Origin of the sequence: Aerococcus sp. HMSC10H05, assembly GCF_001806975.1 — a bacterium.
GTDB classification, from domain to species: Bacteria; Bacillota; Bacilli; order Lactobacillales; family Aerococcaceae; genus Aerococcus; species Aerococcus viridans_B.
The window spans coordinates 61,400-81,069 of record NZ_KV786945.1; the positions used below are offsets into that span (position 1 = coordinate 61,400).

Sequence of the window (19,670 nt, forward strand, 5' to 3'; positions counted from 1 at the left end):
AGGTTTCAAAAGTCAGCATTATCCGATACTTCAAAAAAAAGACGCCAATAACATTTCGTTATTGTTCAGCTTTTAATCCAGTACGTTAATCCTAGACGACTTTTGTTTCACCTTTATTTATTGACTTCATTTAAATTAGAATAGACTGAATGTTTTCATTACAGTAATCCAGAATACCAGTGTGACCATAGATAAGATGGTCGTAAATACTACTGTCTGATTAGCTAAATCACCGTCCCCATCTGCTGCAATCGCTTGAGCATAGGATGATACCGCTGTTGGTCCTGCAAAAGCAATCAAGATTGAAATGATAGCATCTCCTCTAAAACCTAGGAGGGCGCCTAACGTAATCCCAATTAAAGGTAAAATCAGTAATTTATTGGCTACTGTAAAAATTAAGCTAAAATCAATGTCCTTCAATTTAGAAATAGAGAATGTCCCTCCCATTACCATTAAAGCCAGTGGTGAGACCATCCGGTTGATATTGGTTAAAGTTGTATTCACCGATTCTGGAAATTGTAAGCCTAATAAAACAACCAGCAAACCGATTAAAGTTGCAATAACCATAGGATTGGTTATAATACTCCGTCCCATTTGCTTAAAGGATACCTTATCCGCGGAATATAAAGAAAACCCCACCACCGACATAATATTCCAAAACGGTACGATAATAGCTAGGGTAATTGTCACCATTCCCATATTCTCTTCCCCAAGTAATGATGTCCCCAACGGTAAGCCAAACAGGATTGCATTCGCTCTCACTGATCCTTGTAAAATCACCCCGTAACGGGTCCGGTCATCTGATATCTTAGGAATGATAAAGGCAAGGATAAAATAAAGCACTAAGGCAATAACAATGATATAGGTTAAAGCAAAACCATTGAACGATTGTTGGAAATCAGACTTGTAAATATTAGTAAATAGGTTAATCGGTAATAAGATTTTAAACAATGCTTTATTAAAATCTTGAAAAGATGCCTCCTTAATCATTCCCGATTGAGCAAAAAATTGACCTAGCAACATATAAATCAGCATCGGCATAACAGCATTAAAGCCTATCATAAAATTACCAAACATAAATTCCCTCCATTATCAGATGATTTTAACAGATAGTTGGCGCCTAAAATACTATAAAGACTGTCCAACTCTAATAATCTTATTGTAGCACACTCTACTAAAACACTGATATATAGAAAAAAGCAGTCTCACCAACAAGGTAAGGACTGCTTTTTTCTCAATTTAGATATATGTCAACCAACTTATTCAATAACATGGTGCATACCTTTGAATTTTTCATTAAATAACGGTGATACTGAACGATTTTCGTAGATACGCACAATAGCTTCCGCGATTAATTCAGCTACAGTTACTTGTTTAATTTTATCGATACGTTTTTCTTCTGTTAAGTAGATTGAATCAGAAACAACAACTTCATCTAATACTGAATCTTCCAAGCGTTGGATAGCTGGACCAGATAAAACTGGATGCGTACAACAAGCTACAACAGATAATGCGCCAGCATCTTTTATTGCTGATGCTGCAAGGGTAATAGTACCAGCAGTATCAATCATATCATCGATGATAATAGCGTGACGATTCGAAACATCCCCTACGATATTCATCACTTCAGCTACATTGGCTTTTGGACGACGCTTATCAATGATAGCAATTGGCGCTTTCAAGAATTCAGCTAGCTTACGTGCACGTGTTACACCACCATGGTCTGGTGATACCACAACGATGTCTGAATCAATGTATCTTTCATGGTTTAAAAAGTATTCAGCTAGTAATGGCGCACCATAAAGGTGGTCAACAGGTACTTCAAAGAAACCTTGAATTTGTGCTGCATGTAAGTCTAAAGCAAGAATGCGTGTTGCGCCAGCATTTTCCATCATACGTGCTACTAACTTGGCTGTGATTGGTTCACGTGGCTGAGCCTTACGGTCTTGGCGAGCATAGCCAAAGTAAGGAATTACCACATTAATGGTTTTTGCACTTGCACGACGACAAGCATCAATCATGATTAACATTTCCATCAAGTTATCATTAACTGGGTCAGATGTTGATTGGATGATGTAAACATGGTCTCCGCGAATGGATTCCTCAATTGCAATTTTAATCTCACCATCACTAAAGTGTGACACTGAAATATGACCTAACTCGACACCCATTGAAGTTGCAATTTTTTCAGCAAGTTCTTTGTTTGAACTCAATGAAAAGATTTTTAGTCTATGATCGACTATAGATTCTGACATTTTTTTCCCTCCACAATACTGAATGATCAGACACTCTTATCGTACCTATTCTACCATAGAAAAATGACGATTGTTAGCTAAATAGCGAACCGAAAAATGTGAATTTGATTACAATTTTTGCAATCTTAATCTTTTTTACCAATTGGCAGTCTATCCCAAAATCCCGCTTTATTTTCCTGACGTGAACGCGCAATGGCTAAAGCCTTACTTGGCACATCCTTAGTAATTGTAGATCCCGCTGCTAAAAAGGCATTTGCTTCAATATTTACTGGTGAAATGATCGTTACATCAGATCCGATAAATGAATTATCGCCAATTGTTGAATGATGTTTATTGACACCATCATAGTTTGCAAAAATAACACCGCAAGATACGTTAATATTCTTCCCTAAAGTAGCATCGCCAATATAAGTTAAGTGACCAACTTTAGTGCCTTCACCGATATGGGCTTTTTTAATTTCTACAAAGTTACCAATATGTGCATTTTCATCGATAATAGATGCTGGACGTAAGTGAGCATTTGGTCCAATATCCACGCCATCTTTTACTTGACTTTCTTCAATTTCGGATGCTCGCACTTTCACACGGTCACCAATCTTGGAATCACGAATCGTTGTTCCAGCATAAATATGGCAGTCTTCCCCGATAACCGTATTTCCTTTAAGGTAAACATTCGGTTCAATCACAGTATCTGCACCAATTTTAACATCTGCCTCAATGTAGACGGATGTCGGATCTACAATCGTTACACCATTACGCATATGTTCTTCATTGATGCGTTTAAACATCGTTTGGTTTGCTTGCGCTAATGCCACACGGTCATTTACACCAAGTGACTCATCAAGATTATCCATTTGGAAAGCCCCTACAGGTTCGCCAGCATCTTTCAAAATGCCAATCACATCCGGTAAGTAATACTCACCTTGAGCATTGTCATTACCTACTTTATTTAAAGCATCAAATAATAAAGCATTGTCAAAAACATAAGTTCCTGTATTAATTTCAGTAATTAATTTTTCTGCCTCATTAGCATCTTTTTGCTCAACAATTTTAACCACTTGACCTTCTTTATCACGGACAATACGACCGTAACCAGTTGGATCATCAGCTGGTGCAGTTAAAATAGTCGCTTTAAAACCAGCATCTTCATGGACATCTAACAAACGCGCAATAGTGTCTGCTGTAAATAAAGGTGTATCTCCACAGATCACTAAAGTTGTACCTTGTTTTTCAGCTAAAACATCAGCTGCTTGCTGTACAGCATGCCCAGTACCCAATTGTTCCGTTTGTGTAGTGTATGACGTACGGTCACCTAACAATTCCTTGACAGCATCTGCGCCATGACCAACAATTGTCACTACTTCATCAATACCAGCCTTATTCACGCTAGTTAAAACATGGTCTACCATAGGTTTACCCGCTACTGGGTGTAACACCTTATACAACTTAGACTTCATTCGAGTCCCTTTACCTGCTGCTAGAATCACTGCATAACGGTCGCTCATTATGTACATTCACTCCTCTAAAATCATTCATCCATTATTGATAATTGCTACTTTATTGTATCTAATTTCAAGCCATTCGACCAGTCCAGATTACCCCTTGTGTCGTCTAGCTCCTTTATTCTTGTGATCCCGTTTCCGGTTCTTCTTACGCGCCTTAACCGAAGGTGTCGATTTATGCTCTTTCTTAGCCTTCTTCACCTTTGGTTTCGCTTTAACAAGCTTATCTTCTTTCTCCTTTTGTAAAAGGGGTTGATCTTCATCACGCTGACTTGCACTCGGTACTTGATCAGTCAGTTGACCACCATAAGTATAGAATGCGGTGAGATGAATATCATCACCAACTTGTTTCTTCAAATCTCTTAGCGAACGATCATTCACGAATGTCAATACAATGCCGTCTTTACCCATCCGGCCAGTTCGACCAGCACGGTGAATATATTGCTCAGGTGTTGCCGGTAAATCATATTGAATCACTAAAGGTAGGTCATCAATATCTAAACCACGAGCAGCCACATCCGTTGTGAACAAGTACGTGTATTCGCCCTTAATAAATTTTTTGATGGCTTGCTGACGGTTTTGTGCGGCCATTTTCGAATGTAGGTAGGCTGTTTGAATATGATTAAATTGTAGCTTTTGTTGCAATCGCTCAATTTCTGCCACGGTTCTAACAAAAACCAAAGCTTGCATCCCATCAATTTGTGCTAGACGACGTAGCATATCATCACGTTTACGAACGGGCACGGTAATATAACCATCCCGTCTTTGCGTTTCAAAGGCAGCACCTATTTTTTTAGTCGCTAATGCCACAACTGGCTCAGCTAACAAGTCACTAGCTAAGTCTGTTAAGGTATCTGGTACGGTTGCTGAAAATAAAGCTACTTGTGCGCTACCTGGTAATTTTTTTGCTAATTGTTTTGTTTGTAAGATATGCTCTTGATCCAGTAAGGCATCTGCTTCATCAATAATCATCGTATCTACTTCATGGACTTTCAATTTTCGTTGATCAATCAACTCAATCATCCGGCCAGAAGTGCCCACAATAATGTCTGGTCTTTCACGAATTTTTTCAATTTGGCGTTTGACATTGGCACCACCAATAATTTTCAAAGCCTTAAAGTCAACTGCACGAGCCCAATCTTGCACTACGTCTCCGACTTGAGAAGCTAATTCCTGAGAAGGTACTAAAACAATCAACTTTACACCACCATTATATTGCTTTTCTCCTTCGCGGTTGATAACCATCCTGCTTAAAATAGGCAATAAGTAAGCCAAAGTTTTCCCAGATCCTGTTGGTGCAGATGCGATGACACTTTTTGCATCATACATGGGTTGGAAAGCGTCCGTTTGAATATCAGTTGCTTGATCAAATCCAGCTGACTGCCACTTTTCTTGAAGTACTACAGGCAATCGGCTGATAAAATTCGTCATTTGTGTATCATTTTCTGTCATTTTTTTCCTCTATTTCTTCACTATCTACAAAAGATAAGGGCCATGGTTTGGCCCTCACTTATTATTGTGTAATTCCTATTGTTTCTTAGGGTCCTTCACAATAAATACTTCTTCATTTAAATGATCAGAGAAAACTTCCTCTGTGCCTACATTTTCATCTACGACAGTTTTTTCATTGGTTTCTGGGTCTAATAAGATATAAGGCGATTGAATACTCGGATTGTGTGGTACTTTTTCTTCATCTGCTTCATATTTAGGCCGTTCTATACTTGAACGATCTACTACATCATCATCGTAGTCATTATTTTCTATAAAAGAATTTTCTCTTGGATCTCTCATGCCCTCTTCCTCCTTATTTTCAAACAATGTATAGGCATCCACTGTCCTATCATTGTCAATGGCTTCAATAATTTCTTGGCTATCTGTGGCATCTGGTGAAACTGAATAATAACCGTGTGCTTCTGCTCGTTCTTTTTTACGGGCTAAATATTGTTTTTCTAATTGTTGTTTGGTTACGCCACCTTCTTGTTCAGTGATGTAATCAATAGATTTAGTTAATCCATCCACAGCACGTTCAATATCCGTTGTTAAATGTACCGCAATCACTTCTGGGCGGTTGTTTAAACGAATTGGGAAACTTGAAGCACCAATCCCGCGCGATACTACCATTTGTTTGTCAGGATTACCTGGCAAATAGAATACACCTGAAGTATATTTTGGTAATTTTCCTTGGTTAGGGGCAAATAATCCCCCAATACCTGGTATACGGATTTGACCCCCATGAGCATGTCCTGATAAAACTAAATCCGGTGATTTGTTGATATTTTCATGATACCGTAAGAAGGCTTCTGGATGATGCGCTAATAAGATCTTTGGTTGAGCCATTTGTTCAGTAGTCAATTCCACTGTTCTCAGTGCATCTCCAACTAAGAAATATTTGTTCATTTTATCATCTAAGCCCATTAAAGTCAGTGATTGCCCTCTATAGTTATAAGTAATTGCTCGGTCATTTAAATGAACAATACCTGCTGCGCCCATGGTGCGAACCAAAAGGTTATGTTGCAATGATGCTGCATCATGGTTACCAAAAGTAGCAAATGTTGGCGCAATGTCAGTCAAAGCTTTAAAGAATGTAAACAAGGTCGCTTCATCTAAATCAGAAGCATCTGTTTGCACAATATCTCCGGTAATGGCGATGATATTTGGCTGAATGTTGTAGACGTGATCTAAAATATCATTCAAGTTTACATTTTGGTCAGGCAAGTGTAAATCAGATAGGTGCGCAATGGTAAACCCATTTAAACTATCTTTGAAACGAGGATTCTCAACAAAATAATCTGTTGTGCCAACAGTATAGTTTTGCCACCTAACGTAAGCAGCACCTAGCGCTAAGGTACTCAAGCCTAATAATGTGTTGAAAGCCGATTTTTTTGCCATAACAATTCCTCCTTGGTTTCTATCTCCATCGTAGACACATCCCGTAGTCTAGTAAAGCCTCTTTATCTATCTACATACGGTCTCTTATAAAAGACCCGCCTGTACTTGTTAACTTTGATGTTTATTCTACCATATTCAAAGCAATCCTTATAATACAAAGGTGATTTATAGGTCATCTACTGATTGAATACTCCATGGATTCACTAACACCACGCAATTTACTGCCAAAAAGCTTTTATGGGTGGTATAATAATAGATTGAACAGACTTTTGTTACCTGATCGAACACCGCTATACTAACGAAAGGAGACCAATTGATGGCCAGTGAGTTAATTGAAAATACCCTAAAACTTTTACCAGCCTTGCCTGGTTGCTATATTATGAAAAATGCGCAAGATCAAATTATTTATATTGGGAAGGCTAAAAATTTGAAGAATCGAGTACGTTCTTATTTCAAATCATCCCATACGGGTAAGACAGCGCAGCTTGTAAGCGAGATTCATCATTTCGATTATATTGTCACCCAAACCGATAAAGAGAGTTTGTTGTTGGAAATTAATCTCATTAAGAAACATCAACCTCACTATAATATCCGGTTAAAACATGGCACCATGTATCCTTATATTAAGATTACCAAAGAACGTGACCCGCAAATGATCATTACATCCGTAGTTGAAGATGATGGTGGCGAATATTTTGGTCCCTATCCAAATATTTATGCGGCAACAGGTACACTCGATTTGCTCCAAAAAACTTATCCCTTACGTAAATGTGGGAAGAATGAAAAGCGTGCTTGTTTTTATTACCATCTAGGACAGTGTATTGGCCCTTGCGACCATGAAGTTTCTGTTGAAGAATATGAAGCGCAAAAAGCCCGGATTCGTCGTTTTTTAAATGGTGATGTGAAGCATATTAAAGATGACCTAAAAACAAAAATGGTAGCAGCTTCAGAAGATTTACAGTTTGAACGTGCGGCTGAGTACCGTGACCAAATCAATTATATTGAACAAACCGTAGAGCCACAAAATATTATGAGCAAGCAGTACAATGATCGTGATGTCTTTGCCTTTTACTTTGATAAAGGATGGATTTCAATCCAGGTATTCTTACTACGACAATTTTCCATTATTAAACGCGACTCCGCTCTTTTCCCAGTTTATTCTGATCCTGAAGAAGAGTTAACCTCATATATCGTTCAATTCTATCAGGAAGCCAATCATACTAAGCCAAAAGAAATTCTAGTACCTGGTAATTTAGATAATCAATTGATAGCTGAAACAGTTGAGGTAAAAGTAGCAACCCCAAAACGCGGGGACAAGTTTAAGATGCTACAAATGGCAGAACGTAACGCGAAAATTGCCCACTTGGACAAATTTAGACTGTTAGCGATGAAGGAACAAAAAACGACGGGGGCTATCGACCAATTATCGGAAGCTTTAAACTTACCATACTTGAAAGTGATTGAAAGCTTTGACCATTCCAATATTCAAGGAACTAACCCAGTATCCGCGATGGTCGTCTATGAAGATGGTCGTCCAAATAAGTCTATGTACCGAAAATATAAGATTAAAACGGTAGATGGGTCAAACGAATTTGCGACCACACAAGAAGTCATTCGTCGCCGATATAGCCGTCTCTTAAAAGAAGATGGTCAATTGCCTGATTTGATATTGATGGATGGTGGGGCTATAGAAGTAAATGCAGCTAGAGAAGTCTTAGAAGATGAACTTGGTTTGAATATACCAGTAGCTGGTATGGTCAAGGATGATAAACATAGGACAGCTAACCTAATCTATGGGGACCCTCTAGCAATTATACCACTTGACCCGCGGTCCCAAGCCTTCCATCTCTTACAACGAATTCAAGATGAGGTCCATCGGTTTGCCATTACTTTCCACCGCAAGACTAGAAGTAAACAATCTTTTACTTCTAAACTGGATAATATTAGTGGTGTAGGTCCTAAAACCCGGACGAAAGTTCTAAGGCATTTTAAAACAATGAAGGCCATCCGAGAAGCAACAATCGCAGATATACAATCCTTATCTATTCCAGAAAAAGTAGCCATAGAAATCCACAAAGCTGCTTGGGAGGGGCAAAAGAATAATCCTTATGACAATGAATGAGTAAATAAGGGAAACAATGCAGAAACAAGTCCACTAGACTTAGACCAAGCTATTCATCCTGATAATTAAACTAAAAAAGACGATTACCCATTCTCACTTGAATGGATAATCGTCTTTTCTTATTTTGCTAGTTTTTCTACGGCTGCAATTAGGTCATCAAGCTTTTTCTCGGTTCGTGTCATTAAATAGATAGACACAAATATAGGAAAACCAACATTGCCAATCAGCTGCATGGAAACATCTAACATATCCAAAACCACCACCTCCTTATCAAAAGGAACGATGACGGTTTAATTGATGACAAGTATTTGATTATTTATTTTTTATCTGGATCAATTTCCGGATCATAGTCTACGTCTTTTTCAAAGTCGTCCGGATTCAACATGCCATCCTCGCCGCTCTCAGCTTTATCTACGGCTATAATCATATCTTTGGCATCTTCAACTTTACCAAAATCAGTTCGATCTGGCGTATTGTAACCCATAATGTTATATGGCTTCTTGTCAAATGGTTGATCATCAACTCGGTCATTTGTTGCCTCTTGACCCCCAACAACATAGGAATGTCGAACAGCTTTAGATTCAGAGGCTGGACTAGCATTTAAATCAAAGTGTGGTTTCTCTTCCTTTGGTCTTGCTTGATTATAATCAGAAGCTTCCACAGTAAAGTGGTCACGTACTGCTGAAATTGGTCGCTCACTAGCTGTATAAGTCGCCACGTGAGGTTGACGTACATTAGGTTCTTGCCCTATTTGATAGGACCCACGTAAGGCTGAAGAACCAGTCATATTGTTATCTACTACTTGATTTTCTGCTTTATATTCATCAGATTCAACGTCTGTTTCAGCCGGCGTTTCACTAGTAGTTTCTTCGTCTTTACCAGCTTTCTCTTCATCTGCTAGCGAGAAAACAGCGGCAGCTCCGCCACTTTCACTAACATGATTATCTGCTTCAACTGGATGCACGTTCGTTGAATTTTTCTCCGTTTCAGCTTCGCTAACTGCTTGATTAGCAGCTATACCCGTTGCTATATCATTCGCTGGATGAATAGCTGTCGCATTTTCCGTAAAAGCTGGACGTTGTGCTGTATGATAGTTATTAACTGGTGTATCAGGTGTAAGGTCTAATTCTGGAAACGCCCGGTCTAAATCATCACCATAATCATCCGTAATTAAACGATACAATAAGGCAGTTGCGACCATTTGACGGATAGAATATTTGATTGAGAATACTATCAAGGCTATAGTTGCGATAACCGCTAAGACACCAATTAATATACCCCCATTTTGAAGGAATAAACCAAAAATCGTTAAAGCACCAAACATCACGATCGCTAATAAGATTGGATAAATGGCATTTTGGAAACTAATCCAAAATAGGGTCCACTTATTTCCCTTCATCATCACTTTAGAAACTTTCAATGGTTTTTTACCACCGATACGGTCATTATCAAATAGTAGGTAGTTATTCATTGCTAAACGTAGCGTAATAATCGTGATAAAAATGACATACAGTAAGGCAAATAGGGTAACGAGTCCTACAAAAACCCCCGCTAAACCAGATGCATCCCCTCCTGTGAAATCAGTTGGTGGCGTTAATGGTGCACCAATGAGATAAAAAATAACTGCGCCAACTAGCCCAAGCACAACAGCAATTAGAATCGTCCATAAGGTGAAAACGGCGATGTAGATGATTTGATTCCAAATATTACGGAAATAACGTCTTTGGAAAGGTTCAAAAATGTTCCCAATATGGAAACGATCTTCATCTACTAATCGTAAAACCGACCAATCAACCCCTAATTGTATCGGTAAAGAGATAAATACACTGATTAATAATGAAGCAATACCAGCAACCGCTCCCATTGTTCCTGACATCGTTGTTGTACTAGATGAATCTCCCGTTCCTGTAATCATTTCAATTGCCCAAGTAATAAAACCAGTAATAACGCCAGTAATTAAAGTCGCACCCAAAATGGCCAGAGTGTTCCCTTGCTGGATAGCACTCGCTTCCTTATTAATCTCAGAAGCCTTTTGTGGAATTTTATAAGACATTTGACACACTCCTTTTGTTCATCCGTTTCAATTTGATCACTTACATTTTTTCTGATGTATGCAATAAATACTACATATATGATTATACATGAAAATCATTCAAACATTGAAAGAAAAGGTCATTTTCCTTCAATATCAGCCATGGTTGATAAGCCAAAGTTTTTTCTAAACCGTATACCAATTTCTCGTAATGCATCTTCAGATTGCGGCAATATCCCTATTTTATCCACAAAGCCATGGTCTAAACCGCGATAGCGGAAAAAGGAAATTGGTACACCATTAGTTACTAAACGCTTCGCATAGGCTTCTGACTCAATGCGTAAGAAATCATATTCTGCTGTCACAATAATCGTTGGCGGCATTTGTTGAATCGTTTTATTCGAAGCAAATAATGGCGATACTAGTGGGTCTTTAAGGTCTACATCTTTAGCATATAATTTATTAATATAATGCACACCAATACCCAGTGACTTAACGATAAAGGTAATCATTTCATCATTATCGTGGATATCATATTCATCTAGTGACCACTTATATTCTGCTGTTTACTTCATCGCCATATTAACGATAGGGTAGAGAAGAATTTGTTGTTTAATCCAATGATTATCTGACTCAATATCAAAAATAGTCATAGCCGTGGCAATATTAGCGCCCGACGAATCTCCCATAACAGCTATTTTTTCTTGGTCTACACCTAGTAAATCAGCGTTATCCCGAATCCACCCTAACATAGCCAATCCATCTATTAAAGCCTGGGGAAAAGGTTTTTCTGGTGCTAGACTATACGGAAATGCCACAACAACTGCACCGGTTTTATGCGCAATCCCTCTACAAGTGTTCTTTACCGTCTCAAAGGTGGTCCCTATGAAGCCACCCCCATGTATATAGAGTATGACAGGTGCTTTCTCTGCTGATCCTTGGCTTTCATCCGGATAAAACACCCGAGCGCGCATTAACCGTTCTTCAATTGGAAAGTAAAATTCACGAATCCTCACCCGTCCATCTGATATGTCACGATTAAGTGTCGTTCCTACTATCCTTCGATACAAGAATAGAAAGAGATTGTACTTTTTCTTAATCATATCGTTAAGAAAGTAAATAACTGGTGTTGGATCGCGATGAATTTTGATTGATCCCAGTAAACGTTCATCCAATTGGCCCCCTACATCAGAGGTGGGCAGTTTTTTGACAATAAATTCACCATTTGGAAAAGTCCGCTTCGTATAACGCTTTTGCATTAACTTCACTTGTTCATAATACCTTGAATCTGCTTGTATACGAGGTCGTCTCTGCCGTCCCAATGTTTGAATAATGCCCATAGCAATCTCCTTTCTAAACACCAACCTTTATAACTTATTTTAGATAACCATTTTCGTATTTTCAAGAAATGCCCTTTCAGCCATACTTTTAACTGACTGTAAATTTTTAAAAAAAGCACCTAGAGTCGGACTAGTGCCAACTCAGTGTGCGAAGATGTTTTCTCTGAAAGTAGCTAGGCAAAGTAGTTGAAGATACCGTAGCCAAGTAAAAATAATAACGAGGTAAAGACAAAGTTTCCTACTGCATAGGTTGAAAAGTTGACTTTATATAAAATTGGTAGCGGTCGATATTTCATATAGAAATAATTCCCGTCTGTTGATCGGTTAACCACTAATGCTACTAACCAGTAAATAACAAAGGCAACTAGTGAAAGGATTAAACCTCGAAAGGATGGTAACCAGCCGGTAGTAAAATAAGAAAAATAGGGAATTAAAATCGTTATGACATGGTTTAAGAAATAACTTAATCCCGAAATATGATAGATTTTGTTGATGCGACTGGGCATGAAGAAGGAGAAGTAGGCAAACAAGCCAAAATAGAATAAGACTTGCATGATCATTTGATTTTCTGTTACTAAGTAAAACATCCCCATAATCGTGGATATTCGGCAAATATGTAATGGTAAGGCTTGCTTTAAGTCAAATTTTGTTTCGAAATAATACCAAGAATATAAAAGAATCTGTTGCAAAAGAGAAATAGTAAACATTACGCGGCCAATGGCGACTCGATAAGTATAAATAAAGTCTCTAAATATAAACATAGCAAACAAAATAACGAAGAAGGCTAATAAATATAAATATATGTGCCAGTGAAAATGCATTAATAAAAGGCGCATCAATACTGACACAACTCAAGTAAATCTTCTCTTTGAGATCAATATGTCTAGCGCTTTGACTTGTTTGTTTATCCCATGATTCCATGAAATCTTCACCATTATCCTTTCAATCCCATTCAAATAGCTTACATCCATCAATCTTCCTAGTAAAAGGTAATTATACAGTAACCATCACAATTCAATTTCATCTTAACAGAGCCTTTCTAATTTGCTCAAGTAGAAAAGGCATCTGTAACGTGTTGTTTTTGTAAATAACTCATTTACCTATTTTTTACAATTGATAAGTTAATAAAAAGGCTTTAAAATGCCAATATGTATGGACATTTTAGAGCCTTTTATAAATATCTATTGGTTGTTTAATCTTAGCCTAACGCTGCAATTTCACGATCCATCTGTAAGACTATTGTGGCCAGCATATCACGCTCATAGCTAAATCGTCCACTACGAAAATGATAATCAATATTTTGTCGCGTCATATAGGTCATATTGGCAATTGCTGTAGCATAGCCTTTTTTAAACAGACCAGTGATAAAGTATTTCTTTTTATCTACTTGGTCAAAAATCTCTAGCCATTTACTGGTTTTCCGAGCTGAAAAATTAATATCTGACATCGATAATAATTTTTCATCATCCGCATATAAGACTTGCTTGGTCTGATCTAAGCTAATCAAGTCTTCACTTAGAAAATCTTGGGTGAGCATGCTACCATCTACATAAACAGGGGCTTGAATTTCATAAAGGAATGCTAATACCCGGGCAACTGGTGTTTGATTTCGGACAATATTTTGCCAATTAATTAATTGCATATTTAACAAACTATCTTCAAAGAAATTGGCATTATATAAAATATAACCCTCGCCTAATTTTTGTGCTTCTTCTAATACTTGTTCAGAATAGGTCAAGGACTGAGCAATATCTTCAGATAGACCTAGCCCGCCATTAATATGAATGGGGTAAATTGCCTGTTGTAATAATCGGTAGTATAAATATGCGGACATGCCATCAGCAAACAATATAGATTGTTTGTGAATCGCATGGTCTAATTGTACATTGTCAGACATTAAGACTGGTTGGAATTTACTTTTAATCATCTTGTGCGCTTGATTGATAATCTCAAGTGCTATCTGCTGATCTTTAATTGCCACCTCATAGGCTAATGTTAACATTACACCCATTTCTTCCCTCCTTTAATCATTTGTTCTCTTCGTTAAGACTTGCTTTGTCTTCATCTTACCTAAGAATGGTCAAGAATGCATTCTTTTCTTCTATATCCATTAATAATTTGACGAATTTTTTTGTATAATCACTTCCAATATGATCTGCTAATATATCTAAGTTTAGAAGATAGATATTGGTGATTTCTTTTCGTGAAGTGAGCATATCATTTAAGGCATCTAGATTAGCACCATAATAACTAGGAAAGTCTAATGCTTTTGCGATGTAGTCGTGCAATTCCTTTTTCCCATAAAGGTCTCGGCCATCAATAATAAGTGTTTGCATACTGGTCACTCCTTGTCATTAATAGAGCTGTTCGAAGGATTCATAGTGATCATCTGTATAGTAGATATCGCCGTCATCGGAAAAAATGATCCGCTCAGCTCCTCTAAAGCCACCGTCATAGTTGACATCTGCTTCTCGGTATTCATCTTCTTCTGGCAGTAGTCCTTCATAATTACCAAAGTAGTCGCCGCCTATCGACATACCTTCTGCAACTTCCCATAAGTTCCCTTCGCTAGATACCCAACCAAGGTCTTCAGCTTCTGATTTGCTGATAAAATTTTCTGGTAACTTATCAAATTCATCAATATATGCAGCAACTTCTTCTGGGCTTGTGTATGCCCCATCCTCTGATACTTGAATTTGATCTGTAGCCGTATTTGTTTGTTGGGTTGTTTCTTGGATTGATTCACTTGTTTCAACTTGCGTTTGGTTATTCTGGCTATTGCCTTGATTATTATTTGTCCAAGTTTCTTGTGAAGCATAAACTGTAAGTGCAGCTATGATTATTCCTATCATCGTCTTAGGGTTTTTGATCAGTCGTTGGATAGTCTCCAACTGATCTTTTTGCGGATTCATCATCTAACCCCCTCCTTAAAATCCTTCTAAAAATCGAAAAGAAAAACGTCCCTTCGAACTAAGGACGCTTCAATTATATTTATTTTAACTTAAAGTCTAGTAAATGTCTTGGTTTCAGGTTGATAAACTTCAACATAGCCTTCATCTGTATGAAAGTGCCATCCTGATACTTTCAAGGTGCCTGCTGCAACTCGTTCAGCAATAATAGGATAATCCATTAAATGATTGTATTGCGTGATAATATTTGCTTTTTCCATTAAATCACTTTTTGCAACTGGATCATCTAGCATTTCTAATTGATCTGCAATGGCCTCTTTGACAGGGTTTAATTGGCTAAGCCATTTCTTCAAATAGGGCATCTCGTCAAAATTAGCTGGTGGGTTAAGGCAAGTATTACAGCCCCCGCAGTTGATATGACCAAGTATAATAATATTTTCTACTTTTAAGGCAGTCACAGTAAAATCTAAACCTGCCTGTAGGGATAATATTGGATTTGGATCATTATATTCTGGTACGATATTTGCGATATTTCGAATTTGGAAAACCTCTCCAGGATCGGCTTGCAACAAGCTTTCAACATTGATACGGGAGTCACCACAGGTTATCACCAAAGTGTGTGGCGAATGGGTACGCGCTAATGACTCATAGATCACTTGCTTATCTTTATAGGCCGTTTCATGGAACTGATCGACCGCTTTTTTAAAATCTTTCATTCAGTTTTCCTTCTCTCTCACTTTTGTTCCTAATTATTTTATCATAAAACTCTAGGAATCTTTTAAAAATTTGTACGATTCTACCGAAAATAGCACAATCCTTATGCATTATTGCATTTATGCCTTATAATATATATAAGAAAATAAAGTTCACTAAGGATTGCTATTTTGCCAATAGAAAGAAGTGAAGCGGATGTTACCAAATAAAAATGTTGATAGAACAAGTATTCCAACTGATTTGCACGATATGAAGCGTTCAGAACTAGGAGATCAATTTGCTAAATTACATCGACAACTACAGGAAACACAAAAAAGTATGCTCGTCATCGTGGATGGTTGGGAAGCATCTGGCAAAGGATTCTTACTCAAAGATTTAACCCGTGAGCTGGACCCCAAACATTACGAAGTAGCTGTCTTCGAGGAGAGTACTTTGAAAGATGCACAACGCCCATATTTACGTCGTTTCTTTATGCGAGCACCCAAACGCGGTCAAATTGTTTTCTTCGACCGCTCTTTCTACTACGATCTCTTTCACCAATTGAATATGAAAGAAAAAAGGCTCAACCATCTCTTAAATGATATTTCATTTGTGGAGAAATCCTTGACTCAAGATGACACTTTAGTGGTAAAGTTCTTTATTCATCATAGTAAGGATGAAATGTCTGAGCGCATTAAAGCCTTAAAAAAAGAACCTTATCGAAAAGTACTTGTAACTGAGGAAGATGAGGACCAACTTAAAAATTATAAGGCTTACCGAAAACACTTTATCGATATACTCGCTAAAACAAACTTTAAAGAAACCCCTTGGCATATTTTACATATAGACGACCAAAAAGACCAATCACGCCTGGCACTCAAAACTTGTATTGATAGTCTTACAGATTGGCTAGCTAAAGATTTAACTAGACCACAAAAGGAACTACACTTTATTGATCATAGTCCAAATATTGTTGGGCAAATAGATCATTCTCCTTTCATTTCACAGGAAGACTATGACGATATCAAAGAAGATTTACAAAAACAGGCCGCAAATTTACTATTTAGAGCTTATCAGGAAAATAAGGGGGTTATTGTAGTCTATGAAGGTTCTGATGCAGCTGGAAAAGGTGGGAATTACCAACGCTTAACTCGGCTGATGGACCCACGCGGTTATGATGTTGCAACAGTCGCTGCACCAAATGATGAGGAAATACGGCATCATTACCTATGGCGTTTTTACCGCGACTTCCCTAGTTTAGGACGCATGACTATTTTTGACAGATCTTGGTATGGTCGAGTACTCGTTGAACGTATTGAAGGATTGACACCTGTATACCGTTGGCAAGAAGCTTATGCGGAAATAAATCAAATGGAACATAATATTACTAACCAAGATTATCTTTTATTAAAGTACCTCATTGTCATTGATAAAGATACGCAATACGATCGGTTTATGGGCCGGGAAAAAGATCCAGATAAACAATATAAGATCACAGATGAAGATTGGCGAAATCGAGACAAATTTGGCCTCTACAATACTGCAATGAATGAGATGTTAGCAGCTACCTCTACAAAAGAAGCACCTTGGAAAGTTATTTCTGGTGTCGATAAACGCTATGCTCGCATTACAGTATTAAAAGACTTCATCAAACGCATGGAAGCTTTCTTAGCAAAATAAAAAAGAACCCTTTCTGGAATCAAATTGATTCAATAGAAAGGGTTCTCTGCTTTAAAATTTACATTGATTGAGTTGTCGCATTAGCTGGTGTTTGCTGTAATAACCATGAGTAAGAGTACCCTGGGTCAGAACCTAGTTTTTCTGCTTCAACTCGTGATTGCGCAATTTGTTCATCACTATAACCATCTAATGCATCACTAGCCAAACCAACACGATCAATAATAATTTGTCGGTTTTCAGTTTGGTCAGGTAAGCTTGTCAATGCTTCACTAGTAGTATCTGCATCATCAAGTGTCGTTTGACTGTCTGATTCAACATCATTCGTAGTTACCTCTTCAGCAACTACTGATTCACTTGCTGGCGTTTCAACTTCTTCTTCCGCTAGAGTATTTTCATCAGTTGCGTCTTTCTCTGCTTGTACAGCTGTACTGTCTACGGGTGTCACTTCATGAGAAACTTGTCCTGAAGTTTGCTCACTATTATCTATTTCTTCAGTACTTGTATCACTATCTAGTTGATCTGTTAATACACTACTAGATGTATTAGTATTAACTTGTGCTACTTCTACATTATTTGTATATAAATTTTGTGCATGCTCCTGTGCTTGAACTTGGGTAATGGTATATCCAGCTGTAAGTACAGCTGCGGTGAGTAATCCCATCACTACTTTTGGCGTTTTCATTACTATCACACCTTTCTATACTTATCAGTCTAAAGAAAAATATAGATACATTCAAACGATTTCATGGGCTTTTAATCTTTCTTAAGGGTTTAATAAGATTCTATTTATGAATTAAGTTATGCGACCTATCTAGCAACTATCATTTATCCATAAATAGCTTGCGCAATTTTATCCACAGAATCTGAAGAATCCGCATTTAAATTTTTAAATTTACCATCGCCACCAATATATACTAAAGAAAGCACTGTCTTAGCACCAACTTCAAAACGAAAGTCAGATAATGCATCATCTGTTACTGTTTGTTCAGAGTTTAAGTAATATGTATTATTCACATCATTACCTAAAGCTTGAATCAATTTTGGCAAATATTTACGACAGAATGGACAAGTAGAACGACCAATAAAAAGCAATTTCGCTTCATCATCCTCTAACATCTCTTGTGCAACATTTGCAGTTATCTCATTAAAATCCTTCACTTTTTCCTCAAATTCATCTTGTGTGAACGGTTGAATATCATCTACCATATCAAATACCTCCTAATTTTTATTCCTTAGATTTATGGTATGCTTTAAAGCATAGAAATTCAATTAATATGCCTTTTCAATCCATATGGTAAAATAGGGATAATGCCAAAATAAGGATGAAACAAATGAAACTAGGATTTATTTCTGATATACATATTGACCGGGGGAAGAACCACAAAGAAACAGATTTTCTAAACACACTTTCTGCCTACATCAATGATAAAGAAATCGATGAAGTATATATAGGTGGCGATATCTCTAACCATTATGAGAAGACCATTCGCTTTGTAGAAAAATTGCAAGCCCTCTCTGGTTGTAAAATCTACTTTGTACCCGGTAATCATGATTATTGGGAACCTAAACAAGAAAGAAAACATACACTATCCATTCATGATACTTTTAAAAGTCATCCACAAAGCTTATTAAACAAGTCTCTAATGGTCAAAAAAGATACTGCGATTGTTGGTCATATTGGATGGTACAACCATGCTTATCATGATCCAGCATTTACAGAAGATCAATTAGAACGTGGTCGTTATAAGCTCGTTACTTGGCAAGACAAAGTCAGATTAGACTGGCAAACGACGGATAAGGAAGTTTCTAAAACCTTTGCGCAAGAAACCATGGAAACATTAGATCAAGTTATGAAAAAACATACTCCCAAAAATATTATTCTACTTACTCATGTCATTACAATTCCTGAATTTACAATTCCCATGCCGCACCGAGTCTTTGATTTTTTTAATGCCTATATCGCAACTGATGACTACTTACCCTTCTATCAAAACTATCCAATTAAAACGTCTATCATGGGACATGTCCATATCAGACATCAAATCCACCATGGCAATCAACACTTCATTAGCAATAGTTTAGCCTATGAACGTGAATGGCGTAACAATGACCTCTATCATGAGATCGATCACGCCATGTATATAATAGAGGTTTAAATTTATACTGATAGAAAGATAACAACAAAAAACCAGTAGCTTTGGCTACTGGTTTTTATCTTGCATGGCAACGTCCTAGTCTCACAGGGGGC

17 protein-coding genes and 1 pseudogene are annotated in these 19,670 nt (G+C 37.4%); 3 read left to right on the top strand and 15 right to left on the bottom strand.

The features are described 5' to 3' along the window. Nucleotides 1-135: 135 nt before the first annotated feature. The 5 genes from HMPREF3116_RS00360 to HMPREF3116_RS00380 form a co-directional block, all read right to left on the bottom strand. Nucleotides 136-1,077 (bottom strand): AEC family transporter, encoded by a 942-nt coding sequence (locus HMPREF3116_RS00360; RefSeq protein ID WP_070466814.1) that lies wholly within the window; start codon nt 1,075-1,077, stop codon nt 136-138. 182 nt (nt 1,078-1,259) lie between these two features. Continuing rightward, on the bottom strand, nt 1,260-2,255 hold the full coding sequence (locus HMPREF3116_RS00365; protein WP_070466815.1) for a ribose-phosphate diphosphokinase: 996 nt from the start codon (nt 2,253-2,255) through the stop codon (nt 1,260-1,262). A 125-nt stretch (nt 2,256-2,380) separates the two neighbouring features. Then, nucleotides 2,381-3,760: a bifunctional UDP-N-acetylglucosamine diphosphorylase/glucosamine-1-phosphate N-acetyltransferase GlmU gene (gene glmU / locus HMPREF3116_RS00370; protein WP_070466817.1), complete on the bottom strand. Its 1,380-nt coding sequence runs from the start codon at nt 3,758-3,760 to the stop codon at nt 2,381-2,383. 90 nt (nt 3,761-3,850) lie between these two features. Beyond that, the gene (locus tag HMPREF3116_RS00375; RefSeq protein WP_070466819.1) at nt 3,851-5,209 is read right to left on the bottom strand and encodes a DEAD/DEAH box helicase; all 1,359 of its coding nucleotides are present in this window, start codon (nt 5,207-5,209) and stop codon (nt 3,851-3,853) included. Between the two features lie 75 nt (nt 5,210-5,284). Continuing rightward, nucleotides 5,285-6,646, bottom strand: coding sequence for a metallophosphoesterase (locus HMPREF3116_RS00380; protein WP_070466821.1), 1,362 nt, complete (start codon nt 6,644-6,646; stop codon nt 5,285-5,287). A gap of 316 nt (nt 6,647-6,962) precedes the next feature. Between HMPREF3116_RS00380 and uvrC the strand changes: the two genes are divergently transcribed. After that, nucleotides 6,963-8,768, top strand: coding sequence for an excinuclease ABC subunit UvrC (gene uvrC, locus HMPREF3116_RS00385; protein ID WP_070466822.1), 1,806 nt, complete (start codon nt 6,963-6,965; stop codon nt 8,766-8,768). A gap of 119 nt (nt 8,769-8,887) precedes the next feature. On the opposite strand, the gene HMPREF3116_RS08705 is transcribed toward uvrC, so the two are convergent. From HMPREF3116_RS08705 to HMPREF3116_RS00425, 8 genes and pseudogenes are all read right to left on the bottom strand, one after another. Next, nucleotides 8,888-9,016 carry a YvrJ family protein gene (locus HMPREF3116_RS08705; protein ID WP_083272695.1) on the bottom strand — a complete coding sequence of 43 codons (129 nt, stop codon included), beginning with the start codon at nt 9,014-9,016 and terminating at the stop codon, nt 8,888-8,890. A 68-nt stretch (nt 9,017-9,084) separates the two neighbouring features. Further along, entirely contained in the window at nt 9,085-10,821 is a 1,737-nt protein-coding gene (locus HMPREF3116_RS00390) for a DUF975 family protein (RefSeq protein WP_070466825.1), read from the bottom strand. Nucleotides 10,822-10,940: 119 nt separating this feature from the next. Further along, nucleotides 10,941-12,140 (bottom strand): annotated as a pseudogene (locus HMPREF3116_RS09090) (alpha/beta hydrolase). A gap of 173 nt (nt 12,141-12,313) precedes the next feature. After that, nucleotides 12,314-12,976: a TMEM164-related integral membrane acyltransferase gene (locus HMPREF3116_RS00405; RefSeq protein ID WP_371440290.1), complete on the bottom strand. Its 663-nt coding sequence runs from the start codon at nt 12,974-12,976 to the stop codon at nt 12,314-12,316. A 362-nt stretch (nt 12,977-13,338) separates the two neighbouring features. After that, nucleotides 13,339-14,151, bottom strand: a complete 813-nt coding sequence (locus HMPREF3116_RS00410; RefSeq protein ID WP_070466830.1) for a hypothetical protein — start codon at nt 14,149-14,151, stop codon at nt 13,339-13,341. Nucleotides 14,152-14,206: 55 nt separating this feature from the next. Continuing rightward, nucleotides 14,207-14,476, bottom strand: coding sequence for a barstar family protein (locus tag HMPREF3116_RS00415; RefSeq protein WP_070466832.1), 270 nt, complete (start codon nt 14,474-14,476; stop codon nt 14,207-14,209). A gap of 18 nt (nt 14,477-14,494) precedes the next feature. Next, nucleotides 14,495-15,055: a ribonuclease domain-containing protein gene (locus HMPREF3116_RS00420; protein ID WP_070466833.1), complete on the bottom strand. Its 561-nt coding sequence runs from the start codon at nt 15,053-15,055 to the stop codon at nt 14,495-14,497. An 86-nt stretch (nt 15,056-15,141) separates the two neighbouring features. Further along, on the bottom strand, nt 15,142-15,765 hold the full coding sequence (locus tag HMPREF3116_RS00425) for a carbonic anhydrase (protein WP_070466835.1): 624 nt from the start codon (nt 15,763-15,765) through the stop codon (nt 15,142-15,144). A 193-nt stretch (nt 15,766-15,958) separates the two neighbouring features. Here HMPREF3116_RS00425 and HMPREF3116_RS00430 point away from each other — a divergent pair, with 193 nt between their 5' ends. Beyond that, nucleotides 15,959-17,422: a phosphate:AMP phosphotransferase gene (locus HMPREF3116_RS00430; protein ID WP_070466837.1), complete on the top strand. Its 1,464-nt coding sequence runs from the start codon at nt 15,959-15,961 to the stop codon at nt 17,420-17,422. 58 nt (nt 17,423-17,480) lie between these two features. On the opposite strand, the gene HMPREF3116_RS00435 is transcribed toward HMPREF3116_RS00430, so the two are convergent. After that, complete coding sequence (locus HMPREF3116_RS00435) at nt 17,481-18,104, bottom strand: hypothetical protein (RefSeq protein ID WP_070466839.1); 624 nt, start codon at nt 18,102-18,104, stop codon at nt 17,481-17,483. A gap of 143 nt (nt 18,105-18,247) precedes the next feature. Next, nucleotides 18,248-18,628 carry a DUF6568 family protein gene (locus HMPREF3116_RS00440; RefSeq protein ID WP_070466840.1) on the bottom strand — a complete coding sequence of 127 codons (381 nt, stop codon included), beginning with the start codon at nt 18,626-18,628 and terminating at the stop codon, nt 18,248-18,250. A 125-nt stretch (nt 18,629-18,753) separates the two neighbouring features. On the opposite strand from HMPREF3116_RS00440, the gene HMPREF3116_RS00445 reads away from it, so the two are divergent. Then, complete coding sequence (locus HMPREF3116_RS00445) at nt 18,754-19,578, top strand: metallophosphoesterase (protein ID WP_070466842.1); 825 nt, start codon at nt 18,754-18,756, stop codon at nt 19,576-19,578. Nucleotides 19,579-19,670: the final 92 nt, after the last annotated feature.

Bases quoted from the DNA above. Each gene is read 5' to 3' on its own strand.
- HMPREF3116_RS00360 (WP_070466814.1), bottom strand. From the start codon at position 1,077: ATGTTTGGTAATTTTATGATAGGCTTTAATGCTGTTATGCCGATGCTG.
- HMPREF3116_RS00365 (WP_070466815.1), bottom strand. From the start codon at position 2,255: ATGTCAGAATCTATAGTCGATCATAGACTAAAAATCTTTTCATTGAGT.
- glmU (WP_070466817.1), bottom strand. From the start codon at position 3,760: ATGAGCGACCGTTATGCAGTGATTCTAGCAGCAGGTAAAGGGACTCGA.
- HMPREF3116_RS00375 (WP_070466819.1), bottom strand. From the start codon at position 5,209: ATGACAGAAAATGATACACAAATGACGAATTTTATCAGCCGATTGCCT.
- HMPREF3116_RS00380 (WP_070466821.1), bottom strand. From the start codon at position 6,646: ATGGCAAAAAAATCGGCTTTCAACACATTATTAGGCTTGAGTACCTTA.
- uvrC (WP_070466822.1), top strand. From the start codon at position 6,963: ATGGCCAGTGAGTTAATTGAAAATACCCTAAAACTTTTACCAGCCTTG.
- HMPREF3116_RS08705 (WP_083272695.1), bottom strand. From the start codon at position 9,016: ATGTTAGATGTTTCCATGCAGCTGATTGGCAATGTTGGTTTTCCTATA.
- HMPREF3116_RS00390 (WP_070466825.1), bottom strand. From the start codon at position 10,821: ATGTCTTATAAAATTCCACAAAAGGCTTCTGAGATTAATAAGGAAGCG.
- HMPREF3116_RS00405 (WP_371440290.1), bottom strand. From the start codon at position 12,976: ATGCGCCTTTTATTAATGCATTTTCACTGGCACATATATTTATATTTA.
- HMPREF3116_RS00410 (WP_070466830.1), bottom strand. From the start codon at position 14,151: ATGGGTGTAATGTTAACATTAGCCTATGAGGTGGCAATTAAAGATCAG.
- HMPREF3116_RS00415 (WP_070466832.1), bottom strand. From the start codon at position 14,476: ATGCAAACACTTATTATTGATGGCCGAGACCTTTATGGGAAAAAGGAA.
- HMPREF3116_RS00420 (WP_070466833.1), bottom strand. From the start codon at position 15,055: ATGATGAATCCGCAAAAAGATCAGTTGGAGACTATCCAACGACTGATC.
- HMPREF3116_RS00425 (WP_070466835.1), bottom strand. From the start codon at position 15,765: ATGAAAGATTTTAAAAAAGCGGTCGATCAGTTCCATGAAACGGCCTAT.
- HMPREF3116_RS00430 (WP_070466837.1), top strand. From the start codon at position 15,959: ATGTTACCAAATAAAAATGTTGATAGAACAAGTATTCCAACTGATTTG.
- HMPREF3116_RS00435 (WP_070466839.1), bottom strand. From the start codon at position 18,104: ATGAAAACGCCAAAAGTAGTGATGGGATTACTCACCGCAGCTGTACTT.
- HMPREF3116_RS00440 (WP_070466840.1), bottom strand. From the start codon at position 18,628: ATGGTAGATGATATTCAACCGTTCACACAAGATGAATTTGAGGAAAAA.
- HMPREF3116_RS00445 (WP_070466842.1), top strand. From the start codon at position 18,754: ATGAAACTAGGATTTATTTCTGATATACATATTGACCGGGGGAAGAAC.